Genomic DNA, 17,031 nt, shown 5'->3' on the forward strand with positions numbered 1-17,031 from the left:
ATCTTAATCAAACGAATTTAAGATTAATCATCTACTCCTTCAATCGGCGCAAAACCTTGCCTCTGAATATTTTCGGTTATGGTGCGGGGTTCGAGGAATTGCAGCAAATAATCCGGGCCACCCGCTTTAGAACCAACCCCCGAAAGTTTGAATCCTCCGAAAGGTTGCCGCGATACCACAGCGCCGGTAATTCCGCGATTGATGTACAGGTTTCCAACTTCAAAATCCGATGCTGCTCGATCGATATGCGAAGGCGTGCGAGAATACAATCCGCCGGTTAAAGCAAAATTTGTACCGTTAGCAATCGCAATCGCTTCGCTGAAATTCTTTGCCCGCATCACCGACAAAACTGGGCCGAAAATTTCTTCTTGGGCGATAGTTGCTGTCGGGGATACTTCCGTAACAATGACTGGGCCAACAAAATAACCGGTTTCCGGTGCCGGCATTTCTAAAGCTATTTTAGCTTCGGCGCGACCTTTTTCGATGTATTCGCGGATGCGCGACTGGGCATTTGCATCGATCACAGGGCCCACTTGAGTGCCGGGATTTTCTGCAGGGCCGACATTGAGCGATCGCGTCGCTTCTACCAATCTTGCCACAAAATTATCGTACACTGATTCGACCACAATTACTCGCGAACAAGCGGAACATTTTTGGCCGCTGTAGCCAAATGCCGAATAAACTACGCCTGCAACTGCTTGGTCTAAATCCGCACTTTCATCGACAATAATTGCATTCTTGCCGCCCATTTCCGCAATTACTCGTTTCAGGTGTTTTTGTCCCGGCTGTAAAATCGCAGCATCGGCATAAATCTGACAGCCCACTTCCTGAGAACCGGTGAAAGTAATCATGTGAACGTCGGGATGTTTCACCATGTAAGCGCCGACGGTTGAACCTTTGCAAGGCACGTATTGAAATACGCCTTTGGGAATGCCAGCTTCTAGCAAAATTTCTGTGATTTTTGCTGCAATTACTGATGAAACTTCCGCAGGTTTGAGCAAAGTACAATTACCTGCCACCAGGGAGGCAACTGTCATGCCAACGGGAATTGCGAGAGGGAAATTCCAAGGCGAAATGATTAAAGAAATGCCGCGCGGCTGATAGGTGTAGCGGTTAGTTTCTCCGGGAATGTCGTAATTTTTCCCTTGTTCTAACCGTTCCATTTCGTCTGCGTAGTAGCGGCAAAAATCTATAGCTTCGGAAACTTCGGCATCGCATTCTCTGACGGGTTTGCCGACTTCAAACACCATCCAAGCTGACAGTTCGTGCCGCCGCTGTTCCATCAACTCAGCGGCTTTGCGGAGGACGCCGGCGCGCTGGCGAACGGGGGTTTTCCGCCAACTGGTGGAGGCTGCTTTTGCTGCTTCCAGGGCTTGTTTGGCCTGTTCTTCGGAAAGCAATCCGATTTTGCCAACTACTTCTGTGGGATTGGAAGGGTTGAGAGAGTTAACTGTTGCTTCAGTATTTTGGTACTCGCCATTAATTAGCGGTAAATAGGTTTTACCTAAGTTAGCCCGCACTGATTTGATGGCTGTTTCTGCTTGTTGCCGCAATTTGGTATTGGCGTAGTCGGTATCGGCAACGTTGGGAAATACTTTGCTGTAAACTAGCTGGTCATTTCCGTTAGCAACGGGCGCGGCTAACAATTGTTCGATCGGCATTTCTTCGGAACTTTGCCGGATGAAAGAACTGTTGGCGGTATTTTCCAGCAAACGGCGGATCAAATAAGCCATTCCCGGCAGCAAATCACCGTAGGGGCAGTAGACTCGAACGCGATAACCCCGATCGACCAAAAGCTTAGCCAATTTGTCGCCCATGCCGTACAGCACTTGCATTTCAAAGCGGCGGCGCGGTATATTGAGAGTTTCGGCAATGGCGATCGCCCTCGCTTGCGATCGCACATTATGACTGCCAATAGCTGCATACAAATATTCGTGATTTTCTAGCAGCAACTGCGTCATCTGCTCGAAATTTGCATCTGTAGTAACTTTGTCATTGTAGACCGGCTGCGGCCAATCTTTCTGCATCGCTTTGATAGTTTCCTGATCCCAGTAAGCGCCTTTTACCAGCCGCACTGTTACCGGATTTCCGCGTTTTTTTGCCCAGGAAATCAGGTTTCGCAAATCTTGGGCACTGTCGCGCAAATATGCTTGCAATGTAATTCCAATATCCGTGCGACTGCGAAACTCTTCCTCTAACAATAAGTCTTTGAGAATTGTCAGAGTTAAACTTTTGTAAGCATACTGTTCCATGTCAAAATGAACAGCCGCTCCCAACTCCTTCGCGCGGCGCAGTAACAGGCGAATTCTCTCGCTTACTTTCTCCTCGCTACCTTTAGCATCCAACGGGTCAAACTGAGAATAAAAAGCCGTTAACTTTACGGATACTTGCACTCGTGGCAGAGTTTCGCCGTCAGCTTTGTCAATTGCATCTACTTGCGGCCAATTCTTCGCTGCATTCGCGAGTTCCTCCATCAATTCCAAATAGCGGTTAAGATAAATTTGCGCCTCAGCTTCAGTGATAACAGCTTCCCCCAAAAGGTCAACTGTAAAACCCATTTTATCTTTGCGAAGTCGCTCTAAGGTTTTAATTACCTGCTTGATATTTTCCCCAGAAATATACTTGTGCGCCAAAGTTTCCACAGCAGGCGCAACCGTCGTCGCCGCCAATTGACCCGGAACCGAATCAGGGGTAGCAAAGTTGAGCAATTTTTTCAATGCTTCGGGCAATTCTACCTCTTGGGCGGTCAGGTATTCTTGCAAGTGGCGGGCAATTTCCGGCCTGCTGCGGAGGGCCGGCAAACAGTCAATAAATCGAAACAACTGCACCCGCAGTCCGGGGCTAGCCATCGCCCAATCCATGAGTTTGTCGTCCCAGCGCATTTGGTCTTGCAGTTGACCGAAAAAAGAGCGCTTTTTCTCTTGAGTTGCCCGCAATATTTCTTTGGCAATTTCTTGAGTTTTTTCTTCGTAGATGTTTTCAGATACTTGTGCGATCATTGGTAATAAGTAATTTGTAATTTGTAATTAGCTACAGGGGGACTTTATGTATTTTGTAAATACCCCCTGATACAATTATAGTTGCTATTTGACTTCAATTTTAACTTGGTAGTTTGCTTGGCGATCGCCTGAAATTTCAATAGTATAATCGCCGCTACTGGCTAGTTGACCTTGCCACTGACCTGTGCTATCAGCAGTACCTAAATTTTCACCGTTAGGAGCAATAATTGCGGCGCTAACTTGACCTTCTTGAACATTTATTGTCATGCTTTGGCCGCTATTGCACTCCAGTAAGTAGCGCCTGGATATGTTGGCTCGCAAACTATTGCTCAGAGTAGTTCCCGTAGCACCGGCTTGAAAGTAAACTCGCTCGGTTACAGGGGTTTCAACCGCAGGGGGAGTTGGAGTTGGAGTTGGAGAAGGCAACGGCGACGCCGAGGGTGACGGCGAAGCAAGTTGGGGAACGCCAGACACAGAGGGTATTTGAGTGGGACGGGGCGACGGATAGATTGTGGCGGGCAGTCGAGTTCCAGGTGCTGGGGGAAGTCCGGGCCGGCGGCTGGCGGGCGCTGTTGCGACAGGCGGAGGGCTTTCGGGGAGGGGTACGTCAGCGGGTAGTTTGATTTGCAGGTTCGCTCTTTCCTGATACATTCTCCACGCTATCAAACTGCCGAGACTAAGGACGGAACCGACTAACATTCCGCTGAGAAAAACTGCTAAAATTTGCCAGGATCGAGCTGGTTTTGGTTCGGGGTTGGCAGTAGGAATTGTTGGAGGCGGATAACTTGCAAGTTGAGTTGTTGCCGGCGCGCTATCGGTGGCAATTGGAATTGTTTCGGCCTCGTCGATTGGCGCTGAAATATCTTTGGGCGCAACAATTTCTGCGGGAGTTTCTAGGGGTGCGGAAGTTGAATCGCCACTGGCAATTTCACTGCGATCGAACTCATCACTGGCAGTGGAAATTGTTTCCGGTTGCTGAGTCAAAATTTGTTTTTTTTCCTGTTCGTCGCTCATGGGGCTAAATTTATTTTACAAAGACCGCTTTTAGACATTTTACGTTACTGGTGCGATCGCCTGCACTGAACAACTACGGCAATGCTCTTGACAAATTGCCGTCCGTGTCTATCGAGAAATCTATCTGCTGGGGCGATCGCAATTTACCAATTTTCTGTAAATATTGAGTACAAATTGCGATCGCAAATTACTACTGGGCTCCAGTATTAGGCAAAGACTGCCAAAAAGGCCGGTCTTCTGGCTTCCTCACAGTATTCGTCGCCGACTGCACGTTTCCTTTCAATCCTTGATAATACCTGTCATCCAGAAAACTAACGCTGACGCCAGCAGGAAGCAGCAGTTGCCGCAATCTTTCCTGAGTGTAATCTACACCCTCAATTATTGGCCCGCGCGGATTTGAAACTAACAATTTGCCGTTAACTGGCACCGAATTGACCATATTAGGCCACCAAGCATAACCGCTGTAGCCAAACATCACCGGAACTTGAATAATTTGGTCGTCTCGGAGTAAAAATTCTCTTTTCAACTTCTCTATAATCGGATTCAGTTTCTGATTTTGCAAATAGAGATTGTGTTGAATTAAAGCACGGTTTTGCAAGGCGGCGCTGACAGTTGTTTGAGTGCTCAAACCACGATTAATCGTCACATCCCCGTAACCTCTTCCCTCCAATTCTTCCAACAGCTTAACTCCGGCTTCGGGACTGGCGATCGCCATTACATATTGTCCGGGAGTTTGAGTGGGAATAAAATTGATAATTTCATCGACTTGGCGAGTCAAAAGCCAAGAAGTATCAATATCCACTGGCGGCCCTTGAATTCTCTGAGCTTGAATAAAATCAAGTACCTCTGGATTAAAACTAGCATTTCCCGAATTCCCGTAATAAACTCGACCCATTGGGTGTCCGGGAATCGGCGGTGTCACCTGCAAATTGCCGTATCCGTCAGACCACTGACTTACAGGGTCTAGAGAACGAGGATTGCCAATTTTAAATACTTTCAAATCCCGGTCTTGAGTTGATTTAACAGGCGGGTTTTTCTCTGGTTCGGTATTGCTTTTTAGGGCTACATTAAACAGGCGTAGATCCGATTTTTCTGGCAATTGAACGTAGCCGTTTTTCTGGGTATCTTGCATCCAAGTGCGATCGCCCTGGAGAATTTTTACTTTAGCGCCCGTGGGTTCTACTGCTTGTTTTAGTTGCGAGATAAATTCGCTGTTTACCGCGCCTCTGTCGCTGACCTGAACTTCGGTTACTGGTGCTGTATTGGGCGCTATCATCCAAGGACTAACGCCCATTTGGATTGTGGTGGAGGCAATTTCTTGACCGTTATTTTGGGCAGTTGCTTTGAGATTTACAGTGCCGTTCCAATTGCGATCTGCAAATTGTTTGGCTTCGACACCTAAAACAATATTCGTGCTGAAAACTAGAGGTTTAGCACCGGATATATCTACAGGTTGCCAGCCGTCGCCCGTCTTCTGAAAAACGCTGATGTGAGGGCTAGCAATGCTGTCAGCAGTGATAAATAACTGAGAGGTTTTGAAGTTTTCCGACAGTGTTAAGTTAACTTGAGAAAGCATTGCTGCACGGCGGGGAGCGCTAACTTTGGTTTGTTTCCAAGTCGGTATCTTGCCGCGATCGTTATTGCGATCGTTAAATAAAATGAGCGCGCCCTTGGACAAAGACCATTGTTCTTTTCCGGCTTCGTCCTGCTCGTTAATTTGGCCATCTCTGTTGGTATCTCCCGCAAAGAAAAAGTTCGGCGGTGACGCAGCCGGCGTAACTGGGGCGGGAGTTGGCGTTGCAGTTGATTCAGGAGTTGGTTGAGAAGTTGCTTGCTGATTTCTCTCTAACTCTTGTCTTTCAAGTTCTTGTCTGGCTAATTCTTGTCTGGCTAACTCTTGCCTTTCAAGTTCTTGTCTGGCTAACTCTTGCCTTTCAAGTTCTTGCCTTTCAAGTTCTTGTCGGGCTAACTCTTGCTTTTCAAGTTCTTGTCTTTCCAGTTCTTTTCTGGCTGCTTCTTGCCTTTCAAGTTCTTTACGGGCTAATTCTTGCTTTTCAAACTCTTGCCTTTCAAGTTCTTTACGGGCTAATTCTTGCTTTTCAAACTCTTGCCTTTCAAGTTCTTTACGGGCTAATTCTTGCCTTTCAAGTTCTTTACGGGCTAATTCTTGCCTTTGGAATTCTTGCCTTTCTAGTTCTTTTCTAGCCCGGTCTTTTTTCTCTTGCTCTTTTCTCTCTATTTCTCGACGAGCAAATTCTTTTTTCTCTTGCTCTTTGCGGGCTCGCTCTCTTATCTCTTCTTCCTCGGCTCTAACTTTCTCAACAGAACGTGCAACTTGCATTTCATAGGTAGCGACACTGAGGTTTCCTTGGTATTCGATGGTTTTGTCGATCGCCCCATCGGCCAAAAAAGAATCGTGAGGAATGAGTCGCAGCGTATTGATAGCCAACTGCCACAGCCGCTGGGACTCTTCCCAAGTAGCAGAAGAAGGATTAGAAGTGCGTCCAATTAAGACTGCTTGGGCGGCTAATTTAGCAGCATCGTCCCAATTATATTTGGCTCTTTCTTCAATTTGAATCTGACTTTGAACGTTTTTGAGTTGCTGCGTCAGAGTTTGAGATTGCTGACGGTGGATTGCTGATTTCCAAAGTTCAGCAGGAAACGGGGCGCTGTCGGGAGTTTTGGCAAGGTTATCTAATTGTACTTTCAGCCGATCGCGCAATTTGTAGAGTTCGGGGAGGGATTGCGGAGTTTCGCCGTCTGGCTGTCGCGCAGAGAGTGCGAGTTGGTAGTTTAGGGAAGGTTGAGCCACTGTTGTGGGGACTGCAACCCAAATAATACCGATGACGACACCGAAACCATTGACGATCGCGATCGCAATATATCGAACCCAGCGCATATAGTTTATCCTCAGACACGCCAATAATTTTACCTAATATTGGGAGCAATGGGGGATTTAATTATAAGGTTGTTGGGTCGGGAAGGGCGATCGGCTTTTTTTCATGTCGAAGGACGATTAACTCGAATCAATTTACCGTTCAAAGTATCGATCGCAGAAATAGCCTCATTAATTCGCGTCGCCAGCCTTTCAAAATTTGGGTCTTCCGTGCAAACAACAATACCACTATGGTCAGAGTTTTGAATGTGTAATCGCATGAAATGACGGCGATTTCGCGTTAAAACTGTTCGGGAATTGCTCGCAGCAAAAGCTAACACATCTTCGTCTGAAATTTGAAGATTTGCATTCCCTGCTTCCCTTGCTGTTAATACATCGTGACCCAAAGCCCGCAGTAATTCTACCACTGCTAGCGGGAAGTTTTCATCTGTGTAACAACGTGCCAACTTTTAATAAACCTCGCTTTCTTCCATAACTTCATCGTTTTCTCTAATTGCCTGTTCAATTTCCTCTGGGTAAGCATCAGCATAAGCCCACGCATTTACCAAGTCAGCGGCGGTTAGATCGGGAAATGATTCTAGGATAATACCATCGGAAGCACCTAAACGTCGATCGCACACCAGTGACCAAACTGGTATGCGAGTATTGCCGATACAAGCATCGCCTCCGCACACACCAGGAGTTTTTTTAATGCCTAGAGAACCGTTGGTTAAAGTTTGAGTTAGGATGCTGATTAGTTTAGCTTTATCAACCGCATTTAAGGTTAAAACTTGAGTTTCTAATTCTTGTATAGTCATAAGTGTGATCGATCGGATTTGATATTAGTTAGATTATAGCAAAATTCCGCCATGTTTTAGGCTTCCTCATTTCTCGCGATCGCTGCTTCAATTTCCTCTGGGTGTGCCTCAGCATAAGCCCAAGCATTTGCCAAATCTGCTGCACTCAAATGAGGAAAATCTTGCAAAATTCGCACATCTGTTGCACCCAGATGGCGATAATTTACTAACGACCAAATAGGTATGCTAGTTTTGGCGATTCTAGCATCGCCACCGCACACGCCCTGAGTTATTTTCTATTCCTTGCCAAGTATTGCTTAAACTTTGAGCTAATAGCTGTATTGCCTGATTTTTTTTTCACTAGGAGTTAAAGCAAGTAGTTTTTTTTCTAATTCTTTGAGTGTCATTGTTTGATATCTAATTAAGATGGAATAACATCCAGGTTAGAGTACACCCCAGTGCCCTGTCCCTACAAACAATTCGGGTAGGGATACGGCAGTGCCGTATCCTGACAAATATCTGCAATTAACCAACAGAATTTGAATGCAATCTATCAGCTAGATTATAGCGCTTGAATCAGCGCGATCGCCCGTTTTGTTACCATATCTCGGCAATACTGATTCCTTACCCGTAGCTGCGACTTGAAAAAAATGGTACGATCGTATTAATGTGCGATCGAGAAAATCATACACCGCTATTGTAGAAATTATTCGCAGGAATTACGCACTCAGACCAAAGAAACCGCGTTTTTTAGATAATCGGTCGCTGTGTACGAAGTATTTCGCAAAAAACCCGGTTTCTGACCGCGCACTCAGACCAAAGAAACCGGGTTTTTCAGGGAATTTGTGGCTGTATACGAAGTATTTTCGCAAAAAACCCGGTTTCTGCCTTCCCACGAGTCAGTCTTATATTCATTTAGTCGCTTTCTCCATAAATGGAAGTAAAAATCGTGAAATCGCCCTGTTATTTCCTAATTTTTATCCTTATGGGATTATCCTTAACAAGCTGCGAACAGGCGAAGTCATTTCAAAAAATAGATCGAAAATTTAAAAATAGTAATGCGATTGAACAACACAATTTTAACTTGCAAGAGGGCGATCGAACGGTCGAGCGAACTAACAACATCCAAGCAAGTCCGAAGAGTGGGAAGTTCGCTCCAACTACCAACTCACCGGAAGAAAGTGCGATCGTGTTAGGAATCTTCGGGTTTTGTTTAATGTGTTATTTATTAGTTTGGAAGTTTCGCGGGAGGGAAGAAGCTAACAAGATGCTGAGAAGAATCAGAAGAAGAGTGAAGTGAGGATAGATACTTGCTAAACCTCATTTTTTCTTAGTGCGGTTGCGTTTTCTCGATTCAGCCGCCGTATTTTTTGCTTTTTTTTGTTTTTCTTTACTTGCTTTAGATCCATTGACAGCACTACCACTTATCGGGTTGCTGGAAAATCCCGATGTATCGGAGTTTTTAGCTGCAATTATAGGAGCAATGCTAGCATTATATATCTCCTGAAATTGTGTTAGACCTTCCCCCGTACTCATATCAAACCCTGCTTGATGACCGAGCGTTACAAAGGATTTGGCAAATCCAAATTTAGAGGAATCTTCCATAATCTCCTTAAATTCCGGCTCGATATCCCGCAGGTATTTGATAATTGAAGTGGCATTTCGCAGTTTAAATTCTCGCTTCAAAAATTGCCAGAACGCCAATAATTCCGGGATAGCATTTTCACCTTCTTCCGGCGAAAGCAAACTCACTTTCCTGGGAAACAACTCTTCGACTACAGTTGCCACATCTTCCACTTTCATGCGAGGCAGCGTAAAACCTTCATAGCCGAAACCGTAATAAATGAACTGCGAGATCCAAAATCCAACGTCTGGATAAGTTTTACAGTATTCTTCTCCTTCGGGAGAATTGACAAATAGCTCGATTAGCGTTTCCTGATAATCTTCCAGGAGTGGTTCTGCTTCGTCATAATCTAGGTCATTTAGTTGGCGGATATTAAAAGGTTGATCTGACATAGTTGAAAATTTTTTAATTTAATTGACGTTAGCTCTAAGGTTAGTACAATTTTTGCAGTTATATTAATTCTTTAGGATTTCCTTATATTTAAAAAATCTCCGATCGCAGGTATATTTGACTAGCACCGATCGCCCGTGACTATTTAAACCAAGCTAGCATTGTATAGGGCGATCGCCCGTCTCCACCGAACAGCAAAAGATATGATATAATCTCAAGTAAAACTATAATTGTTTGAGCTTGGCAGTCCGCCACTTCAAATTATGAAGTCAACACAACAGTTTACAGCAATTATGGAACGAGAAGGCGACGGATATATATCCCTTTGCCCAGAACTTGATATTGCCAGCCAAGGTGACAATATAGAAGCAGCGCGACGTAATCTGATCGAGGCGCTGGAACTATTTTTTGAGACAGCAGATCCTTCTGAAGTAAAGAATCGGTTGATAGTGGGCGATTGAAATCGCGACTATACAAACGAAGTCAGCCTCCGCCGACTGAAGAATATTAATATCAAAACTAAATCCAAACAAAAACCCGGTTTCTTCGAGAAACCGGGTTTAATCATCTGCGTTAATCCGCGTTAATCCGCCTTAATCTGCGGTTGCAAAATCCTACAACTGCTTCACCTCAGAAACCAACTTCGCAACCACATCCTTAGCGCTACCAAACAACATCATCGTCTTATCCTTGTAGAACAACTCATTGTCTACACCAGAAAAACCAGCACTCATCCCGCGCTTAATCACGATCGTATGCTTAGCCTTATCAACCTCCAAAATCGGCATCCCATAAATCGGGCTCGCCGTATCGTGACGCGCCGCCGGATTCACCACATCATTAGCCCCGATTACCAACGCCACATCCGTCTCGTCAAACTGCGGATTGATATCGTCCATATCGTACAACTGCGGATAAGGCACGTTTGCTTCCGCCAACAGCACATTCATGTGCCCCGGCATCCGCCCCGCCACCGGGTGAATCGCGTATTTCACGTCAACACCCATTTTTTCCAAACCGTCGGCCAACTCGCGCACGGCGTGCTGTGCTTGCGCTACAGCCATTCCGTAACCCGGAATAATCACAACCGATCGCGCATAACCCAACATCATCGCACTTTCTTCGAGATTGATGCTGCGAACAGTTTTGTCAGTAGCACCAGCAGCCCCAGCAGCACCCGCAGCACTTCCGCCACCGCTACCAAAGGCGCTAAACAGCACACTACCTAACGATCGATTCATCGCCTTGCACATGATTTGCGTCAAAATAATCCCCGACGCGCCCACCAATGCACCAGCGATAATCAGCATATTGTTCATCAAAATGAACCCAGCCACACTTGCCGCAATCCCCGAATAAGAGTTAAGCAGCGACACCACCACGGGCATATCGCCACCGCCAATCGGGAGCACAAACATGATTCCCAGAATATTGGAAATCGCCACCAAAGCCAGGAATACCGGCACATTCTCCGGGTTAAACAGCATATAACCGCTGCCGGCTAAAAGTGCGATCGCCAGCATGGCATTAAACGGCTGTTGCAGCGGAAACGTCATCGGCGCACCCGGTAGCAATTCTTGCAGCTTCGCAAATGCCACAAGGCTACCAGTGAAAGTAATCCCGCCAATCAACACGCCCAAAAGGATCGTGATTGTCGCGTCAGGCGTCGGCGATTCCGGGATGCTGAGATAGCGCCAGAATTCGCCCACAGCAACGAGTGCAGAAGCCGCGCCCCCGAAACCGTTAAGCAAACCCACCATCTGCGGCATATCCGTCATCGCCACGGTATTCGCCATAATTGTTCCCAAAATGGAACCGACGATAATTCCGACAGCAATCAATTCGTAGCTGACTACTTGCTTTTCCAGCAACGTACCGACGATCGCAATTAACATCCCGATCGCAGCTAACACATTCCCTTGACGCGCGGTTGCGGGCGATCCCAACTGTTTCAAACCGATAATAAACAAAGATGCGGCAACTAAATAACCTAGTTGAATGCCACTGGGCAGAAAATCGCTCACGCTTTAACCTCTTTTTTCTTGAACATTTGCAGCATTCGATCGGTTACTAAGAAACCGCCGACAACGTTAATTGTGGCCAGGGCGATCGCGATCGTCCCCAAAATCGAAGTAACAGTCACATTGCCTTGGCCTGAAATCAGAATTGCACCTAAAACCGCAATTCCTGAAATTGCATTCGATCCCGACATCAAAGGTGTGTGCAGCGTCGGTGGGACTTTATTAATTACTTCAAATCCCACAAACGACGCTAGAGTAAACACCACTAAACCTGCAATCAATCCTTCTGCCATAACACTTGGTAATTGGTAATTGGTAATTGGTGTGAAATTAACGCTAAAGTCCTTTATCTCTCTCGTTTGTTGCCGAGTCTCGATCCCCCTAAATCCCCCTTAAGAAGGGGGACTTTGAATACTTCTTGTTCCCCCCTCTTCTTAAGGGGGCTAGGGGGGATCTGGCCCTAGTCACCAAACAAAAAAAGCCTTTTCTGGAGATATTTAACCAGTTTTTCAGTCCTCTTAAGAGGACTTAAGCTTTGAGGCAGGGGTTTCAACCCTTGCCGGACTTTGCCTCATAACGACAGAATCTAACTGACGGCTGAAGCCTGAGCTGCCAAAGCATCGCGAACTCGCTGGTTGCTAATTTCACCGTCGCGGGCGACGCAAGCACCAGCAATGATATCGTCTTCAAAATTCAAATTGAGTTCCTTATCTTTCACCATCAACTGAAGTAAAGAGGAGATATTCTTCGAGTAAGTTTCGCTAGCGTGGACAGGCATTGAGGAGGGGACATTAATCGGGCCGATGACATTAACGCCGTTCCATTCAACATCTTTCCCCGCTTCAGAACATTCGCAATTGCCGCCTTGTTCCGCCGCGAGGTCAACAATTACCGATCCGGGCTTCATTTGAGAAACCATTTCTCTAGTAACTAAAATAGGTGCTTTTCTGCCGGGAACTTGAGCGGTTGTAATCACTGCATCGGAAGCGCTGACGTGTTGGGTGAGCACTTGGCGGGTGTATTCTTTGGCGGCTTCTGATAATTCTTTAGCGTAACCTCCGGCGGCGACGGTTTCTTCCTTGAGTTCGACATCAAGGAATTTAGCGCCCAAACTTTGCACTTGTTCTTTTGTTTCTGGGCGGATGTCGAAAGCTTCGACTACCGCACCCAAACGGCGCGCCGTGGCGATCGCCTGCAAGCCAGCAACGCCCACACCCATTACCAATACTTTCGCGGGGCGAATCGTACCCGCCGCCGTTGTCAGCATCGGAAAATACTTTGGCAAAGCTGCGGCTGCGATCAGTACCGCTTTGTAACCGGCGACGTTACCCTGAGATGACAGTGCATCCATGCTTTGAGCGCGGCTGGTGCGCGGGATCATTTCCATGCTGAATGCCGTTACTTTGCGATCGGCTAAACGCTGCACTAAAGCTGGATCTCCCAGAGGATTCAAAAATCCGATGAAAACGCCTCCTTCCCGGAGTTGATGAACTTCTGATTCTTGCAAGGCCCCGATTTTCACGACGACATCGGCTTCGCCCCACAGCCTAGCAGTATCGGCGACAACCTGAGCTCCCGCTTCTTCGTAAGCAATATCCGAGAAAAAGGATTGTGCGCCGGCACCGGCCTCAACCCAAACTTCGACGCCCTGTTTGACTAATCGGGCTACAGCGTCGGGTACTAAAGCCACCCGGCGTTCCCCTGCTGCTATTTCTTTTGCGATCGCTAATTTCATGAACTCTCCTTATTTAAGCCTTCCTAGGACGGTTGAAACCGCGCCTACACACACAAAACCTGCCTCCGCAGGTTTCTTGAAGTGCGATTTTTAATCGCCCGATGCCTTGCTTTACATTGAAACAGCCGTTGCCCTACACTTCTCTCGTTGATACTAAAGCCGATCGCCCAAATTCGACCCGTATCTTTAACTTATCTTATACATTCAAATTCGCTAAACTGTTAAGTTTGCCACCGATTATGATATAATTTTATGTCGCCTAATTCTGTAGTTTGAATGTCTGTTATCAGTATTACGCAAAAATTACGCAAAAAAAAGTGACCTCAGCCGCCGGTCGCTCGCCCTCATCAAATTGCTGAGACATTCGATATTATTGTAGGCACGATCGCAAATTTCGGGCGAGCAATATTTAAGGTTCACCAAAAGTTTAATTAGAGGAGTTGTTATGCGACGATTATTTTCAGCACTAGCGGTTACAGGTTGCTTGGTGGCTGGATTACCCGCCATCAGTTTAGCCCAGTCCATGCCAGGATTCACGATTTTCGGCGGCCCCGAGCGCGCCAACCAATTAAGCTATCGCTTGGATTACGGTACAGCCGGGATGAGTGGCGATAGATATCGGCTGCGAATTCCTTCCAAAAAAGTAAGTTTGGCGATCGCCCAACTGAACATATCCTATCCAGACTACTACAAAGGCGAATTTGACCAAAAAGACATTAAAGTGCGCGTCAAAGACAAAACAATAGAATTGCAAGAAGTAATCTGGGACAAAGAAAATCGATTCATAGAAATTTATCCCAAAGAACCAATTGCTGCCGGCAACAATGTTGAGGTTGTACTCTCCAACGTTAGAAACCCATCTCCCGGCGGAATGTACCATTTCAACGTCCGCATCCGCACCCCCGGCGACGTTCCCTTGCTGCGTTACCTCGGTACTTGGCTGTTGAGCATTAATTGAGGGAAGGATTCGGAGAAGGAATTTCTCGTTAGTCAAGCGATCGCGACAGAAAAATTTAAATGTGGCGATCGTTTTGCTGCTGGCAAAAATTTAACAATACTCAAATCCGGGTTTTCGGGAGTTGTAAAATAGAACCTTCGGCTCATATCGCAATTCTCAATGATTCGTAATAATGAGTCTAGGGGCAGCCCCTCGATGGTTGCCCTTGGCTAATTAGGGGTAGGCCCAGGGGCGCTACCCCTACAAAATGTTTACCAATCAAATAGGATTGCTCTAGCCGTACTCTCGCATGAATCTACTAGCAAAAATCAAAACAATAAAACTTCCTCCAGCGCTGCGATCGAGAAATTATCGCCTGTTTTTTGCAGGACAAGGCATCTCGCTGATTGGTAGTTGGATGACGCAAGTCGCTACTGTGTGGCTTGTCTATAATTTGAGCGATTCACCTTGGATGCTCGGGGTGGTGGGATTTACAAGTCAAATCCCCACATTAATTTTACTGCCTTTTGCAGGAGTTTTAATCGATCGCTGGAACCGCCACCGAGTCATAATTGCCACTCAAATATTAGCGATGGTTCAATCCTTAGCGCTAGCATTTTTAGCGCTAACAGGAGTCGTGAACATTTGGCAGATTGTGGTACTGAGTTTCTTTCAAGGTGCAATTAACGCCTTTGACGCGCCGGCACGGCAAGCTTTTGTACCCGAACTCGTGGAAAAGAAAGAAGATTTAGCAAATGCGATCGCCCTCAACGCTTCCATGTTCAACGGAGCCCGACTAATCGGCCCAGCAATTGCAGGTTTGCTAATAGCTACAGTCGGGCCAAGTTATTGCTTTCTCATTGATGGACTCAGCTACATCGCTGTAATTGCAGGCTTATTAGCGATGCAGATCAAAGCCCGTAAAATTGCAGCAACTAATACCAAACCCTTACAAAGATTAAAAGAAGGATTCGTTTATGCCTTCGGGTTTCCTCCGATTCGAGCAATTTTACTGCTATTAGCATTAGTCACTTTTGCCGGAATGTCGCACACAGTTTTAGTCCCGATTTTTGCCACCAAAATTCTGCAAGGCGACGCACAAACCCTCGGCTTTTTGATGGCATCTTCGGGAGTCGGAGCATTTGCGGGGGCGATTTATTTGATTTCTCGCAAAAGTATAGTTGGCCTCGGCAAATTGATTGCGATTTCACCGGCTATTATGGGATTCGGACTGATAGGTTTTGGTTTGTCCCGCGTCTTGTGGCTGTCATTAATCATGATGTTGTTTGTGGGGTTTGGTTTCATTATCCAATTTGCAGGAGGAAACACATTGTTGCAAACAATTGTGGAAGACGACAAACGCGGAAGAGTGATGAGCATATACACGATGGCATTTTTTGGAGTGACACCGTTTGGGAATTTAGTTGCGGGCGGATTGGCAAATTATATCGGCGCTCCCTATACAGTCATCATTGGAGGTATACTTTGTATTTTAGGCTCGATAATTTTTACCAAACAGTTGCCAGCTTTAAAAAACTTAGTCCGGCCACTTTATCAAAAAATGGGTTTAATTCCGCACTAGGGATTTAGCCTAAAAGCACAAAAGCCAACATTAAACAACAGTCCCAAAGCTAATATCTGACTGTCTCTCTAGCAATCCTCAACAATTTGTAAACTTCTCTCTTTCCCTCTTCTCTTTCTCTGCGCCCTCTGCGCCCTCTGCGGTTAAAACATCCAAATTAATTACGCAACCACAGGTTAAACCAAGCGAATTTAGAAGAACGTTCTGGGATTTCCACCGCGTATCTAGGAGCAGAAAAAGTTTTTTAGTTTGTTCACCATTCTTGTTGAGCTTCTGCTTCTGCTTGGATTAAATTTTCCCGCAGTTGCACCCAATTTATTTGATGAGAGGGCAAATCTTCGATGAGCTTTCCGCGCTGTAAATGCAGAATTTGCGTGCTAAATTGCTCGGCTAATTCTAATTGGTGGTTTACCATTACAATTGTGGTTTGGCCGTTTGTTAGCTGTGTCAATACTTGCAAAAGGTGGGCGGCTTTTCCTGCGTCTAGGGCGGATGTTGGCTCGTCTAAAAGCAAGATTTTTGGTTGCAGGATGATGCCGCGGGCGATCGCCACGAGCTGTTTTTGGCCTGTGGAAAGCTGGAATTCGCTGCGATCGAGCCATTCTTGGGGTATGTGCAGTTGTTCGATCGCCCCGCTAATTCTCTCAGCAATGTTTGATGCAGTCACGCCCCGTAGCTTCAAAGGATAAGCCAATGCTTCTCGCACGGACATTCCCAAAAGCTTGGATTCTTGCAGGATGAGGGTGATGTGTTTGCGGAGTTCGATCGCAGGTATTTGGCGATATTCTGTATTTTCCAGATAAATCGAGCCGCTGGTGGGACTGCTGAGCCGGTTGAGCAACCGCAACAGCGTTGTTTTGCCGGCACCTGAAGGGCCAACAATTGCCACGCGAGATCCCTTCTGTACCTGAAATGATATATTTTCCAACAAATGACTTGAGGCGATCGGTGTTTTCAAGCTTACACCGTCTATTCGCAGTTGAGGATTTGTTTCTGTATTATTTTCCGAATAATTAGGCATTTAATTAATTAAAAATATGGCTTTCGTGGAACGGGC

General features: G+C 46.2%; 14 protein-coding genes and 1 pseudogene. 4 read left to right on the forward strand and 11 right to left on the reverse strand.

From position 1 onward, the window contains the following. Nucleotides 1–23: 23 nt before the first annotated feature. The 6 genes and pseudogenes from pruA to QUA25_RS02370 all read right to left on the reverse strand — a co-directional run bounded on the left by pruA (nt 24) and on the right by QUA25_RS02370 (nt 8,092). Nucleotides 24–2,999: an L-glutamate gamma-semialdehyde dehydrogenase gene (pruA, locus tag QUA25_RS02345; RefSeq protein WP_333035255.1), complete on the reverse strand. Its 2,976-nt coding sequence runs from the start codon at nt 2,997–2,999 to the stop codon at nt 24–26. An 84-nt stretch (nt 3,000–3,083) separates the two neighbouring features. Beyond that, nucleotides 3,084–4,013 carry a hypothetical protein gene (locus QUA25_RS02350; protein WP_333035256.1) on the reverse strand — a complete coding sequence of 310 codons (930 nt, stop codon included), beginning with the start codon at nt 4,011–4,013 and terminating at the stop codon, nt 3,084–3,086. Between the two features lie 190 nt (nt 4,014–4,203). Next, the gene (locus QUA25_RS02355; RefSeq protein ID WP_333035257.1) at nt 4,204–6,912 is read right to left on the reverse strand and encodes a protein-arginine deiminase family protein; all 2,709 of its coding nucleotides are present in this window, start codon (nt 6,910–6,912) and stop codon (nt 4,204–4,206) included. A 101-nt stretch (nt 6,913–7,013) separates the two neighbouring features. After that, nucleotides 7,014–7,355 (reverse strand): DUF5615 family PIN-like protein, encoded by a 342-nt coding sequence (locus QUA25_RS02360; RefSeq protein WP_333035258.1) that lies wholly within the window; start codon nt 7,353–7,355, stop codon nt 7,014–7,016. A gap of 3 nt (nt 7,356–7,358) precedes the next feature. Next, on the reverse strand, nt 7,359–7,706 hold the full coding sequence (locus tag QUA25_RS02365; protein WP_333035259.1) for a DUF433 domain-containing protein: 348 nt from the start codon (nt 7,704–7,706) through the stop codon (nt 7,359–7,361). Between the two features lie 56 nt (nt 7,707–7,762). Next, nucleotides 7,763–8,092, reverse strand: a pseudogene (locus QUA25_RS02370) (DUF433 domain-containing protein). A 578-nt stretch (nt 8,093–8,670) separates the two neighbouring features. On the opposite strand from QUA25_RS02370, the gene QUA25_RS02375 reads away from it, so the two are divergent. Continuing rightward, nucleotides 8,671–8,985, forward strand: a complete 315-nt coding sequence (locus QUA25_RS02375; RefSeq protein ID WP_333035261.1) for a hypothetical protein — start codon at nt 8,671–8,673, stop codon at nt 8,983–8,985. Between the two features lie 20 nt (nt 8,986–9,005). Here the strand turns inward: QUA25_RS02375 and QUA25_RS02380 are convergent, their stop codons facing one another. Continuing rightward, nucleotides 9,006–9,701, reverse strand: coding sequence for a hypothetical protein (locus QUA25_RS02380; RefSeq protein ID WP_333035264.1), 696 nt, complete (start codon nt 9,699–9,701; stop codon nt 9,006–9,008). Between the two features lie 261 nt (nt 9,702–9,962). On the opposite strand from QUA25_RS02380, the gene QUA25_RS02385 reads away from it, so the two are divergent. After that, nucleotides 9,963–10,160 carry a type II toxin-antitoxin system HicB family antitoxin gene (locus QUA25_RS02385; RefSeq protein ID WP_333035267.1) on the forward strand — a complete coding sequence of 66 codons (198 nt, stop codon included), beginning with the start codon at nt 9,963–9,965 and terminating at the stop codon, nt 10,158–10,160. Nucleotides 10,161–10,313: 153 nt separating this feature from the next. Here QUA25_RS02385 and QUA25_RS02390 read toward each other — a convergent pair whose 3' ends face one another. The 3 genes from QUA25_RS02390 to QUA25_RS02400 all read right to left on the reverse strand — a co-directional run bounded on the left by QUA25_RS02390 (nt 10,314) and on the right by QUA25_RS02400 (nt 13,455). Further along, nucleotides 10,314–11,723, reverse strand: coding sequence for an NAD(P)(+) transhydrogenase (Re/Si-specific) subunit beta (locus QUA25_RS02390; protein WP_333035268.1), 1,410 nt, complete (start codon nt 11,721–11,723; stop codon nt 10,314–10,316). Further along, entirely contained in the window at nt 11,720–12,013 is a 294-nt protein-coding gene (locus tag QUA25_RS02395) for an NAD(P) transhydrogenase subunit alpha (protein WP_006633295.1), read from the reverse strand. Before QUA25_RS02395 ends, QUA25_RS02390 begins: the two co-directional genes overlap by 4 nt. 293 nt (nt 12,014–12,306) lie before the next feature. Next, nucleotides 12,307–13,455, reverse strand: coding sequence for a Re/Si-specific NAD(P)(+) transhydrogenase subunit alpha (locus tag QUA25_RS02400; RefSeq protein ID WP_333035269.1), 1,149 nt, complete (start codon nt 13,453–13,455; stop codon nt 12,307–12,309). Nucleotides 13,456–13,900: 445 nt separating this feature from the next. Between QUA25_RS02400 and QUA25_RS02405 the strand changes: the two genes are divergently transcribed. Next, nucleotides 13,901–14,413, forward strand: a complete 513-nt coding sequence (locus QUA25_RS02405; RefSeq protein ID WP_333035270.1) for a DUF2808 domain-containing protein — start codon at nt 13,901–13,903, stop codon at nt 14,411–14,413. 289 nt (nt 14,414–14,702) lie between these two features. Then, entirely contained in the window at nt 14,703–15,974 is a 1,272-nt protein-coding gene (locus tag QUA25_RS02410; RefSeq protein WP_333035271.1) for an MFS transporter, read from the forward strand. A 253-nt stretch (nt 15,975–16,227) separates the two neighbouring features. Here QUA25_RS02410 and QUA25_RS02415 read toward each other — a convergent pair whose 3' ends face one another. Then, a complete protein-coding gene (locus QUA25_RS02415; RefSeq protein WP_333035272.1) occupies nt 16,228–16,995 on the reverse strand; it encodes an ATP-binding cassette domain-containing protein in 768 nt (255 codons plus the stop codon). Between the last annotated feature and the right edge of the window lie 36 nt (nt 16,996–17,031).

The sequence above is a fragment of the Microcoleus sp. Pol17C6 genome, from assembly GCF_036701145.1.
Classification (GTDB): domain Bacteria; phylum Cyanobacteriota; class Cyanobacteriia; order Cyanobacteriales; family Microcoleaceae; genus Microcoleus.

Coding starts and splice junctions, on each gene's coding strand:
- pruA (WP_333035255.1), bottom strand. CDS start 2,999: ATGATCGCACAAGTATCTGAAAACATCTACGAAGAAAAAACTCAAGAA.
- QUA25_RS02350 (WP_333035256.1), bottom strand. CDS start 4,013: ATGAGCGACGAACAGGAAAAAAAACAAATTTTGACTCAGCAACCGGAA.
- QUA25_RS02355 (WP_333035257.1), bottom strand. CDS start 6,912: ATGCGCTGGGTTCGATATATTGCGATCGCGATCGTCAATGGTTTCGGT.
- QUA25_RS02365 (WP_333035259.1), bottom strand. CDS start 7,706: ATGACTATACAAGAATTAGAAACTCAAGTTTTAACCTTAAATGCGGTT.
- QUA25_RS02375 (WP_333035261.1), top strand. CDS start 8,671: ATGGGATTATCCTTAACAAGCTGCGAACAGGCGAAGTCATTTCAAAAA.
- QUA25_RS02380 (WP_333035264.1), bottom strand. CDS start 9,701: ATGTCAGATCAACCTTTTAATATCCGCCAACTAAATGACCTAGATTAT.
- QUA25_RS02385 (WP_333035267.1), top strand. CDS start 9,963: ATGAAGTCAACACAACAGTTTACAGCAATTATGGAACGAGAAGGCGAC.
- QUA25_RS02395 (WP_006633295.1), bottom strand. CDS start 12,013: ATGGCAGAAGGATTGATTGCAGGTTTAGTGGTGTTTACTCTAGCGTCG.
- QUA25_RS02400 (WP_333035269.1), bottom strand. CDS start 13,455: ATGAAATTAGCGATCGCAAAAGAAATAGCAGCAGGGGAACGCCGGGTG.
- QUA25_RS02405 (WP_333035270.1), top strand. CDS start 13,901: ATGCGACGATTATTTTCAGCACTAGCGGTTACAGGTTGCTTGGTGGCT.
- QUA25_RS02410 (WP_333035271.1), top strand. CDS start 14,703: ATGAATCTACTAGCAAAAATCAAAACAATAAAACTTCCTCCAGCGCTG.
- QUA25_RS02415 (WP_333035272.1), bottom strand. CDS start 16,995: ATGCCTAATTATTCGGAAAATAATACAGAAACAAATCCTCAACTGCGA.